Genomic DNA, 20,177 nt, shown 5'->3' with positions numbered 1-20,177 from the left:
TGCATCCCAAAACGAAGCGAGGCGGTACATCCGCGCCCCGTTCGCTTTTGGGAGAGTGTTGATCCGGCGAGGGATCAGCAGGAAGATCATCGCTCGGTGATGGTTAACGACTGGTTAACGAGCCTCCGAAGGAGCGATGTATCGCACTCGCCGCCCGTCGGGACGAGCCGGGAGCATCGAATTCCGGCTCCCCGTTCTGCTTACATCGTCGCGCCGACCTGCCACGGAACGAACTCGAGATCGCCGTAGCCGAGTTCCTCCGACTTGGTGTGCTCACCGGACGCGACCCGGAGCAGGATCTCGAAAATCTCCAGACCCTTCGTGTCCAGGGACACGCCGTCGAGGACATCGCCGCAATTGATGTCCATGTCGTCGAGCATGCGACGGTAGATATCGGAATTGGTAGCGAGCTTCAGGGACGGCACGGGCTTGCAGCCGAAGGCCGAGCCGCGGCCCGTCGTGAAGGCGATCAGGTTCGCGCCGCCGGCCACTTGGCCGGTCGCGGCAACAGGGTCGTAGCCCGGCGTATCCATGTAGACGAAGCCGTGGTCCTTCACCGGTTCGGCATATTCGTAGACGGCACGGAGCGTGGAGCGTCCTCCCTTCGCTGCGGCGCCGAGCGATTTTTCGAGGATCGTCGTCAACCCGCCCGCCTTGTTGCCGGGCGAGGGGTTGTTGTTCATCTCGCCGCCGTTTCGGGCCGTGTAATCCTCCCACCATCGGATCCGCGACACGAGCTTCTCGCCGATCTCCCGGGTGGCAGCCCGCCGGGTCAGAAGATGCTCGGCACCGTAGATCTCGGGAGTTTCGGACAGGATCGACGTTCCGCCGTGGCGGACCAGGAGATCGGACGCGACACCGAGGGCCGGGTTGGCGGTGAGCGCCGAATAGCCGTCGGAACCGCCGCATTGAAGGGCAAGCACAAGCTCCGATGCGGGGCGTGTCTCCCGCTGAGCCCGGGCGGCGATCGGCAGCATGTCCTTCACGGCATCGACGATGGCCTGCACGGTGCGTCTCGTGCCGCCCGTCTCCTGAATGGTGAGGGTCCGGAAGGTTTCACTTTCGGTGAGGCCGTATTCCTGCTTCATCCGGCCGATCTGAAACACCTCGCAGCCGAGACCGACCATGATGACGCCCGCGAAGTTGGGGTGGCTGGCATAGCCCCATTGCGTGCGACGCAGGATGTCGAACCCTTCGCCATAGGCCGCGTGACCGCAACCGGTTCCGTGGACGATCGCAACGACGCCGTCGATGCCGGGGTAGTCGCGAAGAAGGCCGGCACGCTCGACTTCGGCGGCGGCGAAGCGTGCGACGGACGCGGAGCAGTTCACCGATGTCAGAATGCCAATATAGTTGCGCGTGCCCGTCCGGCCGGAAGCGCGGCGGTAACCCTGGAACGTGGCCCGCAGCTCGGACGGGAGCAGGTCGTCCTCCCGGGCATCCGCGCTGAAGGCGTAGTCCCGCTCGAAGTCGTGCAGGCCGACATTGTGCTCGTGCACCCATTCCCCGGGCGCGATGTGGGTCTTGGCGAAGCCGATGATCTGGCCGAATTTCTTGATCGGCTCGCCTTCCCGGATCGGCTCCGCGGCCATCTTGTGGCCGCGCAGGATGCGCTCGCGGGCCGTCAGTCCAGCCGCGCTCGCGCCTTGATTCACGAGATCGATCGCGATGACCACGTTGTCATCGGGGGAGAGGCGGATGGTGCGAGGAGTGCTCATGAGGATCTCGATAACCGGTTAGGAATGTCTTTCGAACGATCCACTATCGTCCCAAACCCATTTTCTGCGGAAGCCAAAGCGTCAGTTCTGGAATATAGGTGATCGCGATCAGCGCGAGCATCAAGGGGACGAGCCAGGGAAGGATCGCCACCGTGGTGCGCTCGACCGAAAGCCTGGAGACCCGCGCCAGGACGAAGAGCACCATGCCGAGGGGCGGATGAAGCAGGCCGATCATCAAATTCAGCGTCATGATGAGGCCGAAATGGATCGGATCGATGCCAAGCTTGAGCACGATCGGCAGCAGGATCGGCACAAGGATCGTGATCGCCGCGATGGTATCGATGAAGCAGCCGACGAACAGGATGAGGATGTTGGCCAGCAGCAGGAACACCCACTTGTTCTGCGTGAAGCCCAGAATCGCGTCCGACAGGATCTGCGCCGCTTGGCTGACCGTCAGAAGCCAGGCGAAGATCGACGCCGCCGTGACGATGAACAGAACCGAGGCCGTCGTCTCGATCGTATCGAAGGTCGCCTTGGCCAGGCTTCTGAACGTCATGGAGCGATAGCGGACGAGGCCCAGGAACAGCGACCAGATGACGGCCGCGACCGCCGCCTCCGTCGGGGTGAAGAGGCCGAGCGTCATGCCGCCGATCAGGATGACCGGCGCCATCAGGGCCATCACGGCCGAGAAGTCGAAATACCAGTCAAGGGCCAGCAGGACCACCAGGGCGATCCCGATGGAGAGATTGGGGGAAAGTCCGGCCTGGATCAGCAACCAGACGGCGACCGGAAAGGCCAGGACGATGGCGACCTCGATGGTGGCATTGCCCAGTTGAGTCCATGAGAACGGAGTATCTGCGCCCCATCCGTTCCGATAAGCGAAATAGGCGACGGTTCCCATCATCAGCAGGGTCATCACGATGCCCGGGATGAGGCCGCCCAGGAAGAGAGCCCCGATCGAGACGTTCGCCATCATTCCGTAGATCACGAACGGCAAGGAAGGCGGGATGATCGGCCCGAGGGTCGCGGATGCCGCCGTCACGCCAACGGCAAACTCCGTCGTGTAGCCGTGATCCTTCATGGCTTTGATCTCGATCGTCCCAAGGCCCGCCGCATCGGCGATGGCCGTTCCGGACATGCCTGAGAAGATCACCGATCCGATGATGTTCACCTGACCGAGGCCACCCTTCATCCACCCGACGAGCGCAACCGCGAACGAGTAGATTCGGCCGGTGACGCCGGCGATGTTCATGAGATTGCCGGCGAGGATGAAGAACGGGACTGCCAGCAGCGGAAAGCTCTCGACTCCGGCGATCATGCGTTGCGCAACGATGACGTCCGGCACCGTGCCGGTCGCGAGGATGAAGAGCAGGGAGGCGACAGCCATGGAGAGGGCCACGGGCAGGCCGAGAACCATCAAAACGAGAAATGAGCCGATCAGGATGAGCATCAGGTTTCCGCCACCAAGGGTGCATCGAAGGCTTCGGGCCGCTCGAGCACGGAATAGCCGCGGCGCCAGTTGGCGACAGCGACCTGCACGGAGCGGAAGAACATCAGGACGAAGCCTATGAAAACAAAGGCATAGCTGAGATTTTTCGGGAGAGCGATCGTCGTCATCTGCTCATCGCCGATGATGCTCATGAAGCGCCAGACGAGGAGAGCCGCATAGGCGAAGAAGGCGACACGGATGACGTCGATCAGGGTCGCCAGAACGCGGGCGAGACCGGGTGAGAGGTAGCGATAGAGGAAGTCGACCTGGATGTGGCGGCTCATGCGCACGCACATGGATGACCCGATGAAAACGAGGGCGACCAGGAGATTGGTCGCGATCTCCTCCGTCCAGGCGAAGGAGTCGTTCAGCACGTATCGCGTGAAGAATTGAACGAAGACGGCAAGCGACATCGCCCAGAACAGGGCCAGGGACAGCCAGTCCTCGAAGGCATAGCCCGAAAGGTCGACCGGCGCGTGCTCGCTCTCGTCGAAAGTCTGCGCCAGTTCCTCGGCGCTGACCTGGGTGTGAACCTCAGTCGTCATGTCTTGGTGAACCTCGTTCCTGGAGGTCTGAAGCGATCCCCGCCGCGGCGGGCGGCGGGATACTCGAACGGCAGAACGGCGGGCCGCCGAAAACGGCCCGCCCGAAACCTCAGAGACCTTCGGATTTCAGAGCCTGGATCTTGTCGAAATCCGCCTTCCGATAGCCCAAGGATTCCAGGGTCACGTTCTTCATGACCGCTTCCTTGAACTCGTCCTTGTTGACCTCGGTGATCGTCAGACCCTTCTGCTTGAAGGTCTCGATCAATTCCTTCTCCTTCGCCTGGATCTCTCCCGAGGCGCGGGCAGCCGCCTCTTGCGCGACAGCGGTGAAGATCTTCTTGTCTTCATCCGAGAGCTTGGCCCAGAGCTGCTTGGAGACGATCGTCGCGAGATGGTCGACGATATGGCCGGTCAGCACGATGTTCTTCTGGACCTCGTAGAACTTCTTTGCCTCGATCGTCGTCAGAGGGTTCTCCTGCGCGTCGACCGTGCCGTTCTGAAGGGCCAGGTAGACCTCCGCGAAGGCGATGGGCGTGGTATTGGCGCCGCAGGACCGCGGCATGGCCAAGTAGGCCGGGGCATCGGGCACGCGGATCTTGAGGCCCTTCATGTCGGCGCAGGTCTTGAAGGGCTTGTTCGTGGACGTGTGGCGAATGCCATAATAGGTGAGCGCCAGCATCTGGTGCCCTGTCTTCTCGGCGTAGCCGGCGCCGAGTTCCTTGAAGACGTCGCTCTTCGCGAAGGCGAGCAGGTGGGCGGAGTCGCGGAAGATGTAGGGATAGTACCCGATGCCGATCGGCGGATAGCTGCGTGCGGCGAAGCTTGGACCGGAGATGATCATGTCGACCGTGCCGAGCGACAGGCCCTGATTGATGTCGCTCTCCTTGCCGAGCTGCGAGGCCGGATAGACGTCGATCTGATAGCGGTTGTTGGTGCGCTTCGCGATCTCCTGGGCCGCCCATACCGACTGGGTGTGGAACGGCTCCGAAGTTTCGTAGACGTGAGCCCACTTCAGCTTGGTCTGGGCACTCGCCGGCAATGCGGGAAGAATGACGGTTGCGGCGGCGACGAGGCCCAGCGCGAGACGGCGGGTCAGAAATGGCATAGGCGTTTCTCCGAATGCCGGCTCTGTGGCCGGTTGAAACATGATCACGAGCGGTGCCGCTCGTGGAAGCTACCCGACGAGACGGTGGCGTCCGCCCAACGGTTCGGCTAACATGTTAGGCAAATGGACGCCGTGGACAAGAGAAAAAGTTATGATTTCCTTGCTCCCCTCGAGCGGGGGAGCCGAGGGCATACGACGGACCTGGTGGAGCGCTCCCTGCGCTCGGCCATCGTGGCGCTCGATTTCGCTCCGGGCGAGTTCATCGACAAAGGCGCCGTCTGCAGTGCCCTAAGGGTGTCCCGGTTCCCGGTTTCGGAGGCGCTGACACGCCTGGCGGCGGAAGGGCTCGTCGAGATCCTGCCGCAGCGCGGGTCGAGAGCAGCGCGCATCCGCCTGGCGGAAATCAGGGAATCCATGCTGATCCGTCAGGCTCTGGAAGGGATGGTGGCGGAGAATGCCGCGCGGTATCTGTCCTGTCACGCCATCGAGGCCCTGCGTGGCAACCTGGAGGCGCAGCAGCAGGCCGTCCTGAGGGGAGATCGCCCGGGCTTCCACGTGCTGGATCTCGAATTCCACACGATCCTCGTCGAAGGGCTGAAGCTGCCGCGGGTCGCCGCCGTGATCGACGCCTCCCGGGCCAACATCGATCGTGTGCGCCGACTTCTCTCCTCGCCCCGCCGGCATATCGTGACCCTGGCCGAGCATTGGGAGATCTTCCGGGCTCTCGAGGCTCACGATGCGCTGGCCGCGCGCCGGGCCATGGAGGCGCACCTGGAAGCCGTCGTGGAGGAGTTGGGGCGGTTCTCCGTCGAGCGCGCGGAGGTGTTCGTGGAGGCCTGAACGGCAGGACGCGTCCCGCCTCGCCATCCAGGGTGCCGCTCCGGCGCCTGCGACCCGTCGCGGAGACGCGCCCGGTCCTGCGCCGGACGACACTTCACCGGCAACGCCCTGCGGTTTATAAATGTCGGATCGCCGGATCGGTAGCCGATGAAGGGACCAGGGCGATCGTTCCGCGACCCGAGGCCTGATGGCGTTCCGTCCGCTGGTGGATGCCGGCGACCTGCGCCGCACCGCGTGCCGGCTGCGGACTTTCGGCGACGCCATCCGTTTTCGCCTCAAGGAGTGCAAGCCATGAGCACGGCGGCCTATCCGCAAGCAGGACCGGATCGCTCGGCTGCCCGGCCGCAGGTCGATGCCTTCTTCGATCAGCGGACCTGCAGCGTCCAGTACATCGTGGCCGATCCTGCAACCGGACGCTGCGCTCTCGTCGATCCCGTTCTCGACTATGACGAGACGTCGGGATCGATCGCGACCGCGTCGGCCGATGCACTGCTTGCCCGCGTGAACGAGAAGGGCCTCACCGTCGAGTGGATTCTGGATACGCATCCCCATGCAGACCACCTGTCCGCCGCGGGCTATCTCAAGGACAGGACGGGTGGGAGGACGGCCATCGGGGAGCGGATCGTCGATGTGCAGCGGCTCTGGAAGGAGATCTACAACCTTGAGGAGTTTGCGGCCGACGGCTCGCAATGGGACCGCCTGCTCGCCGACGGCGAGGTCTTTCGGATCGGAGACATGGATGCACGCGTGATGTTCTCACCAGGCCACACCCTCGCATCCATCACCTATGTCGTCGGGGATGCCGCCTTCATCCACGATACGCTCTTCATGCCGGATTTCGGCACGGCCCGGTGCGACTTCCCCGGCGGGGACGCGAGAGCCTTGTGGCACACCATTCAGCGCATCCTCTCGCTGCCGGACGAGACCCGTCTGTTCTCGGGCCATGATTACAGGCCGGGAGGCCGGGATCCCGCCTGGGAGAGCACCGTCGCCAGTCAAAAGGCCTCCAACATCCACCTCGTCCGGGCTCCCACGGAGGACGCGTTCGTCGCCATGCGCCAGGCACGGGATGCCAAGCTGCCGATGCCGAAGCTGATCCTGCACGCCCTGCAGGTGAACATGGCCGGAGGACGGCTGCCGGCGTCCGAGTCCAACGGAACACGCTATCTCAAGATACCGCTCGACAGGCTCGCCTATGCCGTCTGGGATTGATCGGGTCTCGTCGACGAAAGACCGCGACCCGGAGCAGGGTGGTCCCCATTTGACGGCCTCCTCCCGAGATCTGCATTCTGCGCACGCCCGTCCCGGTGCTATAATGACTCCCGCCCTGTGACGTTCTGACAAGAGCGCGAGCCTCCGGAGTCGATCGGCGTGATCCGAGGAGGCCGGGGCCGAGGGAGCGCCGTCATGCTGCCGCAGAACGATCCTGCGCTTGTCCAGACCCTGCGTCCGCCCGTCGAGGCGCCGGTTTTTCCCGGCACGTCGAGCGAGTTCGTCACCGTTATGGCGCATTACCACCGGGCCGAGATTGCCCGGATGGCCGGGTGGCGCGACCGGATCGACCGGACGACCAACTGGGCCATCACCGTGGTGGCCGCCATGCTGTCGGTCTCGCTCTCCACGCCCACGGCCCATCATGGGGTGCTGATCTTCGCCATGGTGCTTGTTCTGCTGCTCCTGGTGATCGAGGCGCGCCGCTACCGCTTCTTCGACGTCTATCGCAATCGCGTGCGCCGGATGGAGCGCAACTACTTCGCCCAGATCTTCTCGCCCGAGGAGGGAACGACGGCCGACTGGGTCCAGAAGCTGGGCGACGACCTCAGGCGCCCCCTGTTCCTGACGAGCACCAGCCAAGCCCTCTCGCGCCGCCTCCGCCGCAATTACTGCTGGATGTTCCTGATCCTGCTGTTCGCCTGGATCGTCAAAACCACCTTCATCAGAATGCAGGAAAATGCCGTCGATGCCCACCTCGTCGCGTCGGTGGGGGAATGGGTCCGGAACGCGGCGATCGGGCCGGTTCCCGGATGGGCGGTTATCACCGCCCTGGCGATCTTCTATGGCTGGATTCTCTACGCCACGTTGCGCAAGCAGACAGGGGAGGGAGAGCTGGCCTTCGGCAATGTGCACGTCTGAAGCCTCAGGCCCGACCCGGTCTGAAGAAGATTGGATGTGCCGAACGCGGAGTTCGGGAGTATAATGTTTCCGGGGCATCGGCTCGCAGGCCGACCGAGGTGGTTGCCATGAAGGCCATTCTGGTTCCGGTTGAGCAGCACAGCTTCATTCGCTCGGTCCTTGACACCGCCCTCCTCGTGGCCGGCCGTTTCGGGAGCCATGTGGAAGGCCTGGCGCTCGGTCCCGACATTCCTGACGTCATCGCGTTCGATGTTCCGGTCGGATGGACGATCCTGAGCGAGAAGGAGCAGCGTGAACTGGTGGAGCGGGCGCGCCACCTTTTCGAGGAGTTCATGCTGTCCTGCGCGGTGCCACGGAAGACGGAGGTGCCGGAGGAGGCCTCCTGCGGGTGGATCGGTCCGCAGCTGTTTGGGGACAGCTATATCGGGAATTTCGGCCGGGTGTTCGATCTGATCGTCCTTGGGCGCCCGGGGTCGAGCGACGAGCCGCCGCGACTGGCCACTCTCGAGGCCGCCTTGTTCGAGGGAGGGCGGCCGGTGCTGATGGTTCCGCCCTCGACCCCGGCATCGATCGGCGAGACCGTCGTGATCGCCTGGAATGGCAGTACGGAGACGGCTCGGACCGTCGCGCTCGCAATGCCCCTTCTGGCGAAGGCCGACCGCGTCGTCGTTCTGACCCTGGAGGGATGGGGCGTCGACGGGCCGAGCGGCGCGGAACTGGCGCTTCGCCTCCAGCGGAACGGCGTCCGGGCCGAGACGGCGGCACGCAGGCTGAACGCGCGCGTTCCCGGCGAAGCCATCCTGGAGGATGCGGCCTCATTCCGCGCGGACCTGCTCGTCAAGGGAGCCTATACCCAGAGCCGTCTCAGGCAGATGATCTTCGGCGGAGCCACCAGCCATATCATCGCTCATGCCGGATTGCCCGTCCTGATGGCTCATTAGCGAGGCCGCCCGCAGCGTTCGACGGCGGTCGTCATCGTGGGGAGCGTCCAGAATGGCGCCCCGGCGTTTGGGGTTGTGCTCGTCTGCAAACGGTGGAGGCATCCATGTATGTCGTCATCCGGAAATTCCGCAACATGCGCTCCGTGCCCGAAGCGGCCCGACGCGCCGAGAGCGGGATCGGCCAGATCCTGCGACAGTCGCCGGGCTTTCAGGGCTACCATGTCTTCGATTGCGGCAACGGCGTCGGCGGCTCGGTGACGCTGTTCGACAGCCGCGAGGCTGCGCTTGCGGCCAACGAGAAGGCCCTGGCGTGGATCCACGCGAGTCTGGCCGATCTGATCCAGGGCGAGCCGGAAATCACGGCGGGCGAAGTTCTGGCGACCGTGAAGCCTTGACGGCCCGGCCGGTTGGTCCGTGCGTCCGGAGCCTGTCGATAACCGGTCATGCCCTCTTTTGAAACGGCTCAGCCTATGGCCGAATGGTGTTTCGTTCCTAGTTCTCTCGGGAGGAGAACGAAAGACCATGACCGATTACGGACCGCTGACCCTTCACGTGCCAGAACCGGCCGTTCGACCCGGGGGGACACCCGACTTCTCCAATGTGAGAATCCCCAAGGCCGGGGCCGTCCCCCGGCCCGAGATCGACGTGGATCCGGAAACCATCCGCGATCTCGCCTTCTCCATCATCCGCGTCCTCAATCGAGCCGGAGAGGCGGTCGGACCCTGGGCCGGGCTCCTGAGCGACGAGGAGCTCGTCGAAGGCATGCGCAACATGATGACATTGCGCACCTTCGATGCCCGCATGCTGATCGCTCAGAGGCAGGGCAAGACATCCTTCTACATGCAGCATCTGGGCGAGGAGGCCATCAGCTGCGCCTTCCGCAAGGCGCTCCTGCCGGGGGACATGAACTTTCCGACCTATCGGCAGGCCGGGCTTCTGATCGCAGGCGGCTATTCGATGGTCGACATGATGTGTCAGGTCTATTCGAATTCCCGCGATCCCCTGAAGGGACGCCAGTTGCCCGTCATGTACTCCTCCAAGGAGCACGGGTTCTTCACGATCTCGGGCAACCTGGCCACCCAGTACGTTCAGGCCGTCGGCTGGGCGATGGCCTCGGCCATCCGAAACGATACCAAGATCGCCGCGGCCTGGATCGGCGACGGATCGACGGCGGAGTCGGACTTCCACGCGGCGCTCGTCTTCGCGTCCACCTACAAGGCCCCGGTCATCCTCAACATCGTCAACAATCAATGGGCGATCTCCACGTTCCAGGGCATCGCCCGCGGCGGAGCGGGGACGTTCGCGGCGCGCGGCCTGGGTTTCGGCATTCCGTCCCTGCGGGTCGACGGCAACGATTATCTCGCCGTCTACGCGGTGGCGAAATGGGCCGCCGAGCGGGCCCGGCGCAATCTCGGCCCGACACTGGTCGAATACGTCACCTATCGGGTCGGCGCCCATTCGACCTCCGACGATCCCTCGGCCTATCGCCCCAAGACGGAGTCCGATGCATGGCCGCTCGGAGATCCGATCATCCGGCTGAAAAACCATTTGATCCTGCGCGGGGCCTGGTCGGAGGAGCGGCACAAGCAGGCGGAAGCCGAGATCCTCGATACGGTGATCGCCGCGCAGAAGGAGGCGGAGAGCTACGGCACGCTCCATGCCGGCGCCAAGCCATCGGCCCGCGAGATGTTCGACGGCGTCTATGCCGAGATGCCGCCGCATCTGCGTCGTCAGCGGCAGCAGGCGGGAGTCTGAGCCATGGCGCGCATGACGATGATCGAAGCCATCCGTGACGCGATGGACGTGATGATGGCGCGCGACGAGCGCGTGGTCGTCTTCGGCGAGGATGTGGGCTATTTCGGCGGCGTCTTCCGCTGCACGGCTGGGCTCCAGCAGAAATACGGCAAGACGCGCTGCTTCGATGCGCCGATCAGCGAGGCCGGCATCGTCGGGACGGCGATCGGAATGGCGACCTATGGACTGCATCCCTGCATCGAGATCCAGTTCGCCGATTACATGTATCCCGCCTATGACCAGATCGTGTCCGAGGCGGCGCGGCTGCGCTACCGCTCGAACGGCGAGTTCACCTGTCCCCTGGTGATCCGCATGCCGACCGGCGGCGGCATTTTCGGCGGGCAGACCCACAGCCAGAGCCCCGAGGCCCTGTTCACCCACGTGGCGGGGCTGAAGACGGTGGTGCCATCCAATCCCTATGACGCCAAGGGTCTTCTGATCGCGGCCATCGAGGACCCGGACCCGGTGATCTTCCTGGAGCCGAAACGTCTCTACAACGGCCCCTTCGACGGTCACCACGACCGGCCGGTGACGCCATGGTCGAAGCACGATCTGAGCGAAGTCCCGAACGGCCATTTCAGCCTGCCGCTCGGCAAGGCCTCCATCGTGCGGGACGGCGCCGCCGTCACCGTGCTGGCCTATGGAACGATGGTCTATGTGGCGCAGGCCGCGGCCGCCGAGGCTGGGATCGATGCGGAAATCATCGACCTGCGGACGCTGATCCCGCTCGACATGGAAACGATCGCCGCATCCGTCCGGAAGACGGGCCGCTGCGTGGTCGTCCACGAGGCCACCCTGACGTCCGGCTTCGGGGCAGAGCTGGCGGCCCTCGTGCAGGAGGCCTGCTTCTTCCATCTGGAAGCGCCCGTCGCCCGGGTCACCGGGTGGGACACGCCTTATCCCCATGCTCAGGAATGGGATTACTTCCCGGGGCCGGCCCGTGTCGGACGCGCCCTCGTCGAGACGATGGAGGCCTGACATGGGCGAGCACCTGATCAAAATGCCCGATGTCGGCGAAGGGATCGCCGAGGCCGAGCTCGTCGAGTGGCACGTCAAGGTCGGCGACCTCGTCCGCGAGGATGCCGTGCTGGCGGCCGTGATGACCGACAAGGCCACGGTGGAGATTCCCTCCCCGGTCGATGGCGAGGTGCTGTGGCTCGGGGCCGAGATCGGCGACGTGGTGGCCATCGGTTCCCCTCTGATCCGCCTGAAGGTCGAAGGGGAAGAGAGCGCGTCGTCCGAGAACAGCCCGCCGGAGAAGGCCGCCGAGGCGCCCGCACGAACCGGCGAGATCGAAGCCCAGGCGGATGGTGCCGTCCGGGTTCCGGATGCCATCGTCGAACGGCAGGCCCGCAGCACGCCGCCTCAGACGGTGGAGAGGCCGCCGGCTCCGCCGGTGAGGATGCATCGCGCGCCCGCGATGCGCGCAGAGGGCGAGAGGCCGATCGCGTCGCCGGCCGTCAGGCTGAGAGCACGCGAGGCCGGCGCCGATCTCCGGCAGGTTCCCGGTTCCGGTCCCGCAGGCCGGATCACCCATGAGGATCTCGATGCCTTCCTGACCCATGGCCGGCAAGTCTCCAAGGCGCCGGGGCTCGTGCAAAACACCGCCGTCGAGCACATCAAGGTCATCGGGCTGCGGCGCAAGATCGCCGAGAAGATGGCGCTCGCGAAATCGCGCATCCCGCACATCACCTATGTGGAAGAGGTCGACGTCACGGCGCTCGAGGATCTGCGGTCTTCGCTCAACGCGAACCGGCGGTCCGATCGGCCGAAGCTGACCCTGCTTCCTTTCCTGATGCGCGCGATGGTCAAGGCGATCGCCGAGCAGCCGCATCTGAATGCGGTCTACGACGACGACGCGGGAATCGTCCACCAGCATGGCGGCGTGCATATCGGCATCGCGACGCAGACAGGCTCCGGCCTCATGGTGCCCGTGGTAAAGCACACGGAGGCACGTGATCTCTGGGACTGCGCCGCCGAGCTGAACCGTTTGGCCGAGGCGGCGAAGTCGGGCCTCGCGAGCCGCGAGGAGCTGAGCGGATCGACGATCACCATCACGTCGCTCGGCGCCATGGGCGGCATCGTCACGACGCCGGTGATCAATTATCCGGAGGTCGCGATCGTGGGAGTCAACAAGATGGTCGTGCGGCCGGTCTGGGACGGTTCCACGTTCATTCCCCGCAAGATGATGAACCTGTCCTCCAGCTTCGATCACCGGATCATCGACGGCTGGGATGCGGCCGTTTTCGTGCAGCGCATCAAGGCGCTTCTGGAGACGCCCGCCATGATCTTCGTGGAGACCTGAGACCGATGAAGGACATTTCCTGCAAGCTCCTGGTCATCGGAGCCGGACCCGGCGGCTATGTCTGCGCCATCCGGGCCGGTCAGCTGGGGATCGACACGGTCATCGTCGACGCGGGCAAGCCCGGCGGAACCTGTCTGAACGTCGGCTGCATTCCCTCGAAGGCGCTCATCCATGCGGCGGAGGAGTACGACAGGATCGTCCATCTCGCGAATGGTCGCAATTCTCTCGGGATCAGAGCGACGAAGCCCGAGCTCGACCTCGCGCAGACGATTGCCTGGAAGGACGGCATCGTCGGGCGGCTCAACAGCGGGGTGTCGGGCCTGCTCAAGAAGGCGAAGGTGAAGATCGTCCAGGGCCGGGCCCGCTTCCGCGACGGCAAGACGGTCGAGGTGGAGACGGAGACGGGCCGCCAGATCGTCCGCGCCGAGACCGTCGTGATCGCAACCGGGTCGGCGCCCGTCGCCTTGCCGAACCTGCCGTTCGGAGGGGCCGTGATCTCCTCCACGGAGGCGCTGGCGCTGACTTCGGTTCCGGAGCGCCTCGTCGTGGTCGGGGGCGGCTATATCGGCCTGGAACTCGGCACCGCCTTCGCCAAGATGGGAGCGAAGGTCACGGTCGTCGAGGCTCAAGGCCGCATTCTGCCGCAATACGACGCCGAGCTGACGCGTCCCGTGTCCAAGAGGCTGCAGGCCCTGGGAATCGACGTGATGACCGGAGCCAAGGCCAAAGGCTTGGCCAAGGCCGGCAGCACCCTGCTGGTCGAGGCGGAGGACGGATCCGAGGCGTCACTTGCCGCCGACAAAATTCTCGTCACGGTGGGGCGGCGGCCGGTGACGCAGAGCTGGGGGCTGGACGAACTCGTCCTCGACATGGATGGGCCCTTCATCCGCATCGACGAGCGGTGCCAGACATCCATGCGCGGGATCTATGCCATCGGGGACGTGACCGGGGAGCCGATGCTGGCTCATCGCGCCATGGCCCAGGGCGAGATGGTGGCCGAGATCATCGCCGGCCATAAGCGCGTCTGGGACAAGCGCGGCATTCCTGCGGTCTGCTTCACCGACCCCGAGATCGTGACCGTCGGCCTGTCGCCGGAGGAGGCTCGTCGAACGGGCGTCGAGGTCACGATCGGTCAGTTCCCGTTCTCGGCCAATGGCCGTGCCATGACCAAGATGGGCGAGGACGGCTTCGTGCGGGTCGTTGCGCGCGTGGACAATCATCTGGTCCTCGGCATTCAGGCCGTCGGCCACGGCATCTCCGAACTGGCGGCCGCTTTCGGTCTCGCGCTCGAGATGGGGGGGCGCCTCGAAGACGTCGCCGGTACGATCCATGCGCACCCGACGCAGGGCGAGGCCTTCCAGGAGGCGGCTCTCAAGGCGCTCGGGCAGGAACTGCATATCTGATACTGCGTATCTGGCGCCGTGTCGCTCGTCCTCCCTACGGGGAGGTGATGATTCGATAGGCTTCCAGGTCGCCCTTGCCTTTGATCGGGACCGGGCCCAGGGGGAAGGCGTCGATCCGGGTCTTCACCTGTTCCCATGCGGCCGCGCTGATATTGATGCTGGCGCTCGTGCCGTAGGCCGCGAGGCGGGCCGCGACGTTGACCGTGTCGCCCCAGATATCGAAGCTGAACTTCTGGCGGCCCACGACGCCGGCCACCACGGGGCCGACATGGATGCCCACCCGCACGTCCCATGGGATCGGCAGACGGGATGCTGACGCGATCGTCGAGGCCGCGCATGCGATGCTGGACATCACCGGGTCCGGGTTGGACAGGAGAAGGCCGGCGGTCGCGAGAAGTCCGTCGCCGACCGTCTTGATCTTCTCGAGGCCGTGTTCCGCGGCATTGTCCTCGAAGGCAGTGGCGAAGACGTGGAGGTTGGCGACGATCTCCTCGGGAGCGAGGAGGTCGCAATAAGCCGTGAAGCCGACCACATCCGCGAAGAGCACGACGACGTTCTCGTGCCGCCGCGGCGTGACGCTCTGAACGCTTTCGAGCTCCTCCACGGCCTGAGCCGGCAGGATGGCATGGAGAAGCGCTTCCGCTCGGGACCGCTGCCGCTCGATCTCCTTGAGGTAGCTCAATTCCTGATCATGCAGCCTCTTCTTCTCCAGGCATGCGCCGACCCTGGCCCGCAGGAGCGCCGGATTGAAGGGCTTGGGCAGGTAATCCTCCGCTCCGAGTTCGATGCAGCGGACGACGCTCTCGAACTCGGACAGGGCCGAGATCATCAGCACAGGAATATCGCGGGTCGCGGAATGCGATTTCAGGTGCTTCAGAACCTCGTAACCGTTCAGCTCGGGCATCATGATATCGAGGAGAATGAGGTCGAAGCGTTCCTCGGCGACCCTGCCGAGGGCTTCGCGCCCGTTCTCGGCGGTGATCACGTCGGTCCAGCCTTCCCGGTGCAGCCGGCGCATCAGGGTATACCGGTTGTCCTCATTGTCATCCACGACCAGGATACGAACGCCGGCATAGATCATGGTGTCGTCCGATCCTGCAGAAGCCTGTCGATCTTCGCCAGGAGCTTCTCGAAAGCGACCGGCTTCGCGTCGTATTCGTCGCAGCCTGCCTCCAGGGCCCGTTCCCTGTCTCCCGGCATCGTATGCGCGGAGAGTGCGACGATCGGAATTCGCCGGGTGTCGGGTGCTGCCTTCAACAGACGGGCGGCGCTCCAGCCGTCCAGGGTCGGGAGGCCGAGATCCATCAGGATGAGATCGGGCTTCTCCCGGCGGGCCATCTCGACGCCCTGCTCGCCATCGCGGGCAACGAGAACCTGGAAGCCATGCCGCTTCAGGCGCTGTGACAGCATGTACACGTTGTCCTCGTTGTCCTCGACATACAGAATCCGGATCATGCTCGCTCCCGAGGTCCGGCGCGTCCGGGCCTCATGCAATCGGCGATGACCTCCCGCAGGCTGGACAGCACCTCATCCTTTCCGCCGAGCCGCTTGCGCAGGATCTTGCGGATGCCGCCGCTGAGGCGGCGGTGATCATCGTCGCTGAGGTCCGCGGCCGTCAACACGATCAAAGGGAGATGGCGGGTCTTCTCGTCTCGGCGAACCTCGTCGACGAATTCGAACCCGTCCATCTCGGGCATCATCAGGTCGAGGAGGACGATATCCGGATCGACCAGGGCAAGCCGATCCAGGCCCACCCTTCCATTCTCCGCCTCGGCCGTCTCCCATCCGTCCTCCCGGAGGATGCGCGTCAGCCAGCCGCGGGTCTGGGTGTCGTCCTCGATCACCAGGACACGCGGGTTCGCATGTTCGGGACGGCAGGACGCAAGCGCCTTCAGGAGGCACTCCCGGTTGACCGGCTTCGTCAGATAGGCGGCGGCGCCGAGGGCGTACCCACGGTTCTCTTCATCCACGATGGTGACCATGATGACCGGGATGTCCCTCAAGGCGACATCCCGCTTCAACTCTTGAAGGGTGCTCCAGCCATCGGAGTCCGCCATCAGCACGTCAAGGGTGATGACCGAGGGCCGGAAGTCCCGGGCGATCGCGATCCCCTGAGGACCGCTTTCGGCTGTCATGACCTCGAAACCCTCGCGAGTCAGGAGCTGCCTGAGGATGCCGCGCGACGTGTCCTCGTCGTCGATGACCAGCGCGCGCTGCCCGCGTCCGATCGGGTGGGTGCCGATCGGCAGACGTTTCATGTCGGAGCGCAGGCTGCGCATGCCCGGCGGGCTTCGTCCCGCCGGCAACGTGACGGTGAAGGTGCTTCCGCTCCCTGGGGAGCTTCGAACGGTGATATCCCCTCCCATGATCCGGCAGAGCCGGCGACTGATGGCAAGACCCAGCCCGGTTCCTCCGTACTTCCGGGTGATCGAACTGTCGGCTTGGGTGAATTCCTGGAAGAGGTTGGCGCATTGCGCCTCCGTCAGGCCGATTCCGGTATCGTGAACGGAAAGAACCACCCGGTCCCCGCCTGGAGCGGTCTCGCGCCCGGCACGGAGGGTGACGGTTCCGCTCCTGGTGAACTTGCAGGCATTGCTCAGAAGGTTGAGCACGATCTGGCGGATCCGAACGGGATCGGCATGGATGCTGCCGAGATCCGCCGCAATCTCGGTGACGAGACGGTTCTCGTTCTTCACCGCAAGGGTCTCGGCCGTTCGCACCGCGTCCTCCAACAGGCAGCCGAGCTCGACCTCCTCCATATGGAGCTCGAGCTTGCCGGCCTCGATCTTGGCCAGATCGAGAATCTCGTTGATGAGAGCCAGAAGATGCGCGCCGGCGTGGTGGATCCGGTCCAGCGGCTCGATCATGGCCGTCTCGCCCGCCTCCTCCGCATCCTCCTTCAGCATCTCGGTGATCCCGATGATGGCGTTGAGCGGCGTTCTCAGCTCATGGCTCATGTTGGTGAGGAACTGGCTCTTGGCCCTGGTCGCCGCCATGGCTTGGTCGCGGGCCAGTTCGAGCTGCGTCGCGTGGCGCTTGACTTCGGTGATATCCGTATAGACCGCGACGGTTCCGCCGCCGGCGATCCTGCGCTCGCTCACCTGGATCCAGCGGTCGCCCTCGCGGTGCTGCACTTCGGCCACGACCGGATTGCGGTGGCGGGCCAGTCGCTCGACCACCCAGGGGTCGATCCGTCCTCTCGCCTCCTTGATCAGTCCGAGCTCCGCGGCACGCCGGATCACGGTCTCGAACGATGTGCCGGGCGTCATGGGGACGTTCGTCGCCGGGTAGAGAAGCTCCTGATAGCGGCTGTTGCACAGGACGAGGCGGTCATCGGCATCGTAGAGCGCAAAACCCTCGTTGATGCTCTCGATGGCGTCGATCAGACGCTGCCGGGCGTTGGCGACCTCGCGCAGGTTCTTCTCCTCGACCTCGATCGCCGTGTCGCGGAAGACGGCGAGTGCCCTGGCCATCTGTCCGATCTCGTCGCCGCTGTCGGCCGGCAGGGGAGCCCGCAGGTTGCCGCCGGCGATCGCCAGCATGCTCTCGCTCAGGTTGCGCAGGCGCGCGACGAGGTTGCGGTCGACGTAGAGCCAGACGATGAGAAGCGAGCTGATCAGGCTCAAGGCGACCACGCCGCGCAGGACGTTGTTGGCGACGCGCTGCGCCGTCATCGCCTCCCGGCTGGCCGCCTGGATATCCTGCCGGGCCGCGGTGACGAGACCGTCGACGGCCTGTGTGAGCTGGGACGACAGGCCGGCATTTTCCTGCAGCAGGCGCTCGGCATCCTCGATCAGGCCGAGCTCGGTCCTTCGCGCCGACAGAAGGCTGTCCGGTCCCTCGACGAGCTTGGCGAAGTCGGCGATGCGCTGGTCGAAGCGGCCGCGAAGCCGCGGATCCGTCAGGTCGGCGGAGATCTGACGCAGGGCCGAGAGCGAGCGGTTCAAGGGGAAGCCGAGAACCGCGATGTCGGCCGCGTTGTCCGTCAGGGAGGCCTTGAGCAGGCCATCGCCGATCGCGGCGAATTCGAGCTGCGCCTTCTGCATCAGCAGGTTATCGGCGATCTCCTGAATGACCACCGCGGGAGGCAGAGGGGCTCCTTGTGTCGGTTGTTCGCGCCGTGAGGCGGCGAACTTGGAATCCAGGACCACGAGAGCCGGGGCGACGAGGCGCTGCGCCGCCACCGTGGCGTTCGACAGGCGCCGCAGGAGCGCGTCCTTGTGCGTCGAGACGACAATCCGGCCGGCGACGAGGCCGGCGAGCGCCGTGAGGTTGCGACGGAGCCGCTCCACGGCCGGCTCGAGGGAGATTCCCGTCGCGGGGTCGACATCGCTCTTGATTTGGGCGAGCAGAGCCTCCAGACGGTCGACCTCGGCCGTGATCGAGGCCGAAATCTCCCGATACTGCACCTGTGAGCGCGCGCTCAGCAGAGTGGGGGCGGCCGCGACGATGCGTTCGGCCTGCCGCGACAGATCGAGGGCCGTGATGGCCGCGGGCACGCGCTGCTCCGTGATGCGCTCGATCACATAGGCCATCTGGCGGAACGCGTAGGTGCCCGCCGCGGCCGCCAGCAATGCGAAGGCGCTGATTCCGAGAAACGCCAGAAGAAGGCGCCAGCGGACGCTCAGCCAGACAGGCATGATGGTAAGCGCATCGCCCCTCCCTTACTCCAGGGGAACATACCGGTCGCTCCGCCAGATGAACCATTCGAAGCCGGGCTGCCGGACATCGCCCTTGTCGTCGAATCCGACCCGGCCGAGAATCGTGTCGAACTCGTTGCCGCGCAGGGCATCGATGACGCTCTTGGTTTCCGTGGATCCAGCACTCATGACCGCCTGGGCCCAGGCCTGAACGGCGCCGTAACTGTAGAGCGTGTAGCCTTCAGGTTCGAAGCCCTGCCGGCGGAAGCGCTCGACCACGGGTGCGGCCACGGGGCTGCGCCGCGGGTCCCGGAAGGACGTGAAGAGGGTGCCCGTGCCGGCTTCTCCCGTGACCTGCACGAAGGCTTCGCTCGCGATCCCGTCCCCGGACACCAGCTGCAAGGGGTAGCCGTCCTCGCGCGCACCCCGGATGAGCAGGGCGGCTTCACGGTAATAGCCGCCGAAATAGGCGACCTCGATCCCGGCGGCCCGCAGTTTTGCGATCAGCGCAGAATAATCGTTCTGCCCGGGCACGAGGGTCTCGAACATGGTCTCCGTGACGCCATGCTTGTGGAGCTGGCGGCTCGTCTCTTCGGCGAGGCCCTTGCCGTAGACGGAGTCGTCATGGACGATGGCGATCCTGGCGTCTTTCCATCGCGCGGCCAGGAAGTCGCCGGCGATGGCCCCCTGCTGATCGTCGCGCCCGCAGATCCGGAAGGTATTGGTTCTCCCCTCTTCGGTGAGGCGCGGATTGGTCGAGGCGGGTGTCATCTGGACGATGCCGGCCCGCGCATAGATCGCGGCGGCCGGGATGGACGCGCCCGAGCACTGATGCCCGACGACAAACGACACCCTGGCGGCAACAAGGCGTTGCGCGGCGGCGATCGCCTGAGCGCTGTCGCATGCATCGTCGACGGAGATGAGCGTGATCGGCTGGCCGAGAAGGCCGCCCGCGGCGTTGATGTCGGCGATCGCCATCTCGACGCCCTGCTGCTGCTGCTCTCCCTGATAGGCGTTGGGGCCCGTCAGCGCGCCCGCCATGCCGATCAGAATCTCTCCGTGAGCTGCAGCAGCGCTCATCGCGCAAACGACGGCAATGGAAAGACCCCGCAGAAGCCCTCTCATGGCGACCCTCCAACCCGGGTGCATCTTTGGAGTGTCGGCGGCTGACGGCGAGAGACAAGATTACGTCGAGGCGGGGCTTGGCTTCTAGAAAGTCCTGACGGCCCCGGCATCCTCCGCGAACCAAGAACGCCTTCCACCG

General features: G+C 65.1%; 17 protein-coding genes. 9 read left to right on the top strand and 8 right to left on the bottom strand.

Features of this window, described 5'->3' with window-relative positions:
* Positions 1 to 200: 200 nt before the first annotated feature.
* From NF876_RS06075 to NF876_RS06060, 4 genes are all read right to left on the bottom strand, one after another.
* On the bottom strand, positions 201 to 1,718 hold the full coding sequence (locus tag NF876_RS06075) for a UxaA family hydrolase (protein WP_262267953.1): 1,518 nt from the start codon (positions 1,716 to 1,718) through the stop codon (positions 201 to 203).
* Between the two features lie 43 nt (positions 1,719 to 1,761).
* A complete protein-coding gene (locus NF876_RS06070) occupies positions 1,762 to 3,168 on the bottom strand; it encodes a TRAP transporter large permease (RefSeq protein ID WP_262267952.1) in 1,407 nt (468 codons plus the stop codon).
* On the bottom strand, positions 3,168 to 3,752 hold the full coding sequence (locus NF876_RS06065; protein WP_262267951.1) for a TRAP transporter small permease: 585 nt from the start codon (positions 3,750 to 3,752) through the stop codon (positions 3,168 to 3,170). The genes NF876_RS06070 and NF876_RS06065 overlap by 1 nt, the downstream gene beginning before the upstream one ends.
* 109 nt (positions 3,753 to 3,861) lie before the next feature.
* Positions 3,862 to 4,857: a sialic acid TRAP transporter substrate-binding protein SiaP gene (locus NF876_RS06060; protein WP_373371362.1), complete on the bottom strand. Its 996-nt coding sequence runs from the start codon at positions 4,855 to 4,857 to the stop codon at positions 3,862 to 3,864.
* Between the two features lie 132 nt (positions 4,858 to 4,989).
* Between NF876_RS06060 and NF876_RS06055 the strand changes: the two genes are divergently transcribed.
* From NF876_RS06055 to lpdA, 9 genes are all read left to right on the top strand, one after another.
* Complete coding sequence (locus NF876_RS06055) at positions 4,990 to 5,697, top strand: GntR family transcriptional regulator (protein WP_262267950.1); 708 nt, start codon at positions 4,990 to 4,992, stop codon at positions 5,695 to 5,697.
* Positions 5,698 to 5,988: 291 nt separating this feature from the next.
* A complete protein-coding gene (locus NF876_RS06050; protein ID WP_262267949.1) occupies positions 5,989 to 6,909 on the top strand; it encodes an MBL fold metallo-hydrolase in 921 nt (306 codons plus the stop codon).
* A gap of 195 nt (positions 6,910 to 7,104) precedes the next feature.
* Complete coding sequence (locus tag NF876_RS06045; RefSeq protein WP_373371361.1) at positions 7,105 to 7,830, top strand: DUF2270 domain-containing protein; 726 nt, start codon at positions 7,105 to 7,107, stop codon at positions 7,828 to 7,830.
* Positions 7,831 to 7,937: 107 nt separating this feature from the next.
* Positions 7,938 to 8,771, top strand: a complete 834-nt coding sequence (locus NF876_RS06040) for a universal stress protein (protein ID WP_262267948.1) — start codon at positions 7,938 to 7,940, stop codon at positions 8,769 to 8,771.
* Positions 8,772 to 8,875: 104 nt separating this feature from the next.
* The gene (locus tag NF876_RS06035; protein ID WP_262267947.1) at positions 8,876 to 9,166 is read left to right on the top strand and encodes a hypothetical protein; all 291 of its coding nucleotides are present in this window, start codon (positions 8,876 to 8,878) and stop codon (positions 9,164 to 9,166) included.
* Positions 9,167 to 9,293: 127 nt separating this feature from the next.
* Positions 9,294 to 10,526 carry a 3-methyl-2-oxobutanoate dehydrogenase (2-methylpropanoyl-transferring) subunit alpha gene (locus NF876_RS06030; protein ID WP_262267946.1) on the top strand — a complete coding sequence of 411 codons (1,233 nt, stop codon included), beginning with the start codon at positions 9,294 to 9,296 and terminating at the stop codon, positions 10,524 to 10,526.
* A gap of 3 nt (positions 10,527 to 10,529) precedes the next feature.
* Positions 10,530 to 11,543 carry an alpha-ketoacid dehydrogenase subunit beta gene (locus NF876_RS06025; protein WP_262267945.1) on the top strand — a complete coding sequence of 338 codons (1,014 nt, stop codon included), beginning with the start codon at positions 10,530 to 10,532 and terminating at the stop codon, positions 11,541 to 11,543.
* A gap of 1 nt (position 11,544) precedes the next feature.
* Positions 11,545 to 12,870, top strand: a complete 1,326-nt coding sequence (locus tag NF876_RS06020; protein WP_262267944.1) for a dihydrolipoamide acetyltransferase family protein — start codon at positions 11,545 to 11,547, stop codon at positions 12,868 to 12,870.
* A 5-nt stretch (positions 12,871 to 12,875) separates the two neighbouring features.
* The gene (gene lpdA, locus NF876_RS06015) at positions 12,876 to 14,273 is read left to right on the top strand and encodes a dihydrolipoyl dehydrogenase (RefSeq protein ID WP_262267943.1); all 1,398 of its coding nucleotides are present in this window, start codon (positions 12,876 to 12,878) and stop codon (positions 14,271 to 14,273) included.
* Between the two features lie 34 nt (positions 14,274 to 14,307).
* Here the strand turns inward: lpdA and NF876_RS06010 are convergent, their stop codons facing one another.
* The 4 genes from NF876_RS06010 to NF876_RS05995 are packed head-to-tail and all read right to left on the bottom strand — an operon-like array spanning position 14,308 to position 20,038.
* Positions 14,308 to 15,354, bottom strand: a complete 1,047-nt coding sequence (locus tag NF876_RS06010) for an adenylate/guanylate cyclase domain-containing protein (protein WP_262267942.1) — start codon at positions 15,352 to 15,354, stop codon at positions 14,308 to 14,310.
* Positions 15,351 to 15,728 (bottom strand): response regulator, encoded by a 378-nt coding sequence (locus NF876_RS06005; protein ID WP_262267941.1) that lies wholly within the window; start codon positions 15,726 to 15,728, stop codon positions 15,351 to 15,353. The genes NF876_RS06010 and NF876_RS06005 overlap by 4 nt, the downstream gene beginning before the upstream one ends.
* Positions 15,725 to 18,913: a response regulator gene (locus NF876_RS06000; protein ID WP_262267940.1), complete on the bottom strand. Its 3,189-nt coding sequence runs from the start codon at positions 18,911 to 18,913 to the stop codon at positions 15,725 to 15,727. Before NF876_RS06000 ends, NF876_RS06005 begins: the two co-directional genes overlap by 4 nt.
* Before the next feature lie 24 nt (positions 18,914 to 18,937).
* Positions 18,938 to 20,038: a branched-chain amino acid ABC transporter substrate-binding protein gene (locus NF876_RS05995; RefSeq protein ID WP_262267939.1), complete on the bottom strand. Its 1,101-nt coding sequence runs from the start codon at positions 20,036 to 20,038 to the stop codon at positions 18,938 to 18,940.
* Positions 20,039 to 20,177 lie beyond the last annotated feature (139 nt).

Source organism: Microvirga yunnanensis (assembly GCF_025460875.1).
This window is presented reverse-complemented; position numbering and strand designations above follow the sequence as displayed.

What these genes read in the sequence shown, in the direction of transcription:
- NF876_RS06020 (WP_262267944.1), top strand. Translation starts at nt 11,545, where the DNA reads ATGGGCGAGCACCTGATCAAAATGCCCGATGTCGGCGAAGGGATCGCC.
- NF876_RS06050 (WP_262267949.1), top strand. Translation starts at nt 5,989, where the DNA reads ATGAGCACGGCGGCCTATCCGCAAGCAGGACCGGATCGCTCGGCTGCC.
- NF876_RS06035 (WP_262267947.1), top strand. Translation starts at nt 8,876, where the DNA reads ATGTATGTCGTCATCCGGAAATTCCGCAACATGCGCTCCGTGCCCGAA.
- NF876_RS06060 (WP_373371362.1), bottom strand. Translation starts at nt 4,857, where the DNA reads ATGCCATTTCTGACCCGCCGTCTCGCGCTGGGCCTCGTCGCCGCCGCA.
- NF876_RS06040 (WP_262267948.1), top strand. Translation starts at nt 7,938, where the DNA reads ATGAAGGCCATTCTGGTTCCGGTTGAGCAGCACAGCTTCATTCGCTCG.
- NF876_RS06010 (WP_262267942.1), bottom strand. Translation starts at nt 15,354, where the DNA reads ATGATCTATGCCGGCGTTCGTATCCTGGTCGTGGATGACAATGAGGAC.
- lpdA (WP_262267943.1), top strand. Translation starts at nt 12,876, where the DNA reads ATGAAGGACATTTCCTGCAAGCTCCTGGTCATCGGAGCCGGACCCGGC.
- NF876_RS06005 (WP_262267941.1), bottom strand. Translation starts at nt 15,728, where the DNA reads ATGATCCGGATTCTGTATGTCGAGGACAACGAGGACAACGTGTACATG.
- NF876_RS05995 (WP_262267939.1), bottom strand. Translation starts at nt 20,038, where the DNA reads ATGAGAGGGCTTCTGCGGGGTCTTTCCATTGCCGTCGTTTGCGCGATG.
- NF876_RS06030 (WP_262267946.1), top strand. Translation starts at nt 9,294, where the DNA reads ATGACCGATTACGGACCGCTGACCCTTCACGTGCCAGAACCGGCCGTT.
- NF876_RS06000 (WP_262267940.1), bottom strand. Translation starts at nt 18,913, where the DNA reads ATGCCTGTCTGGCTGAGCGTCCGCTGGCGCCTTCTTCTGGCGTTTCTC.
- NF876_RS06075 (WP_262267953.1), bottom strand. Translation starts at nt 1,718, where the DNA reads ATGAGCACTCCTCGCACCATCCGCCTCTCCCCCGATGACAACGTGGTC.
- NF876_RS06065 (WP_262267951.1), bottom strand. Translation starts at nt 3,752, where the DNA reads ATGACGACTGAGGTTCACACCCAGGTCAGCGCCGAGGAACTGGCGCAG.
- NF876_RS06045 (WP_373371361.1), top strand. Translation starts at nt 7,105, where the DNA reads ATGCTGCCGCAGAACGATCCTGCGCTTGTCCAGACCCTGCGTCCGCCC.
- NF876_RS06025 (WP_262267945.1), top strand. Translation starts at nt 10,530, where the DNA reads ATGGCGCGCATGACGATGATCGAAGCCATCCGTGACGCGATGGACGTG.
- NF876_RS06070 (WP_262267952.1), bottom strand. Translation starts at nt 3,168, where the DNA reads ATGCTCATCCTGATCGGCTCATTTCTCGTTTTGATGGTTCTCGGCCTG.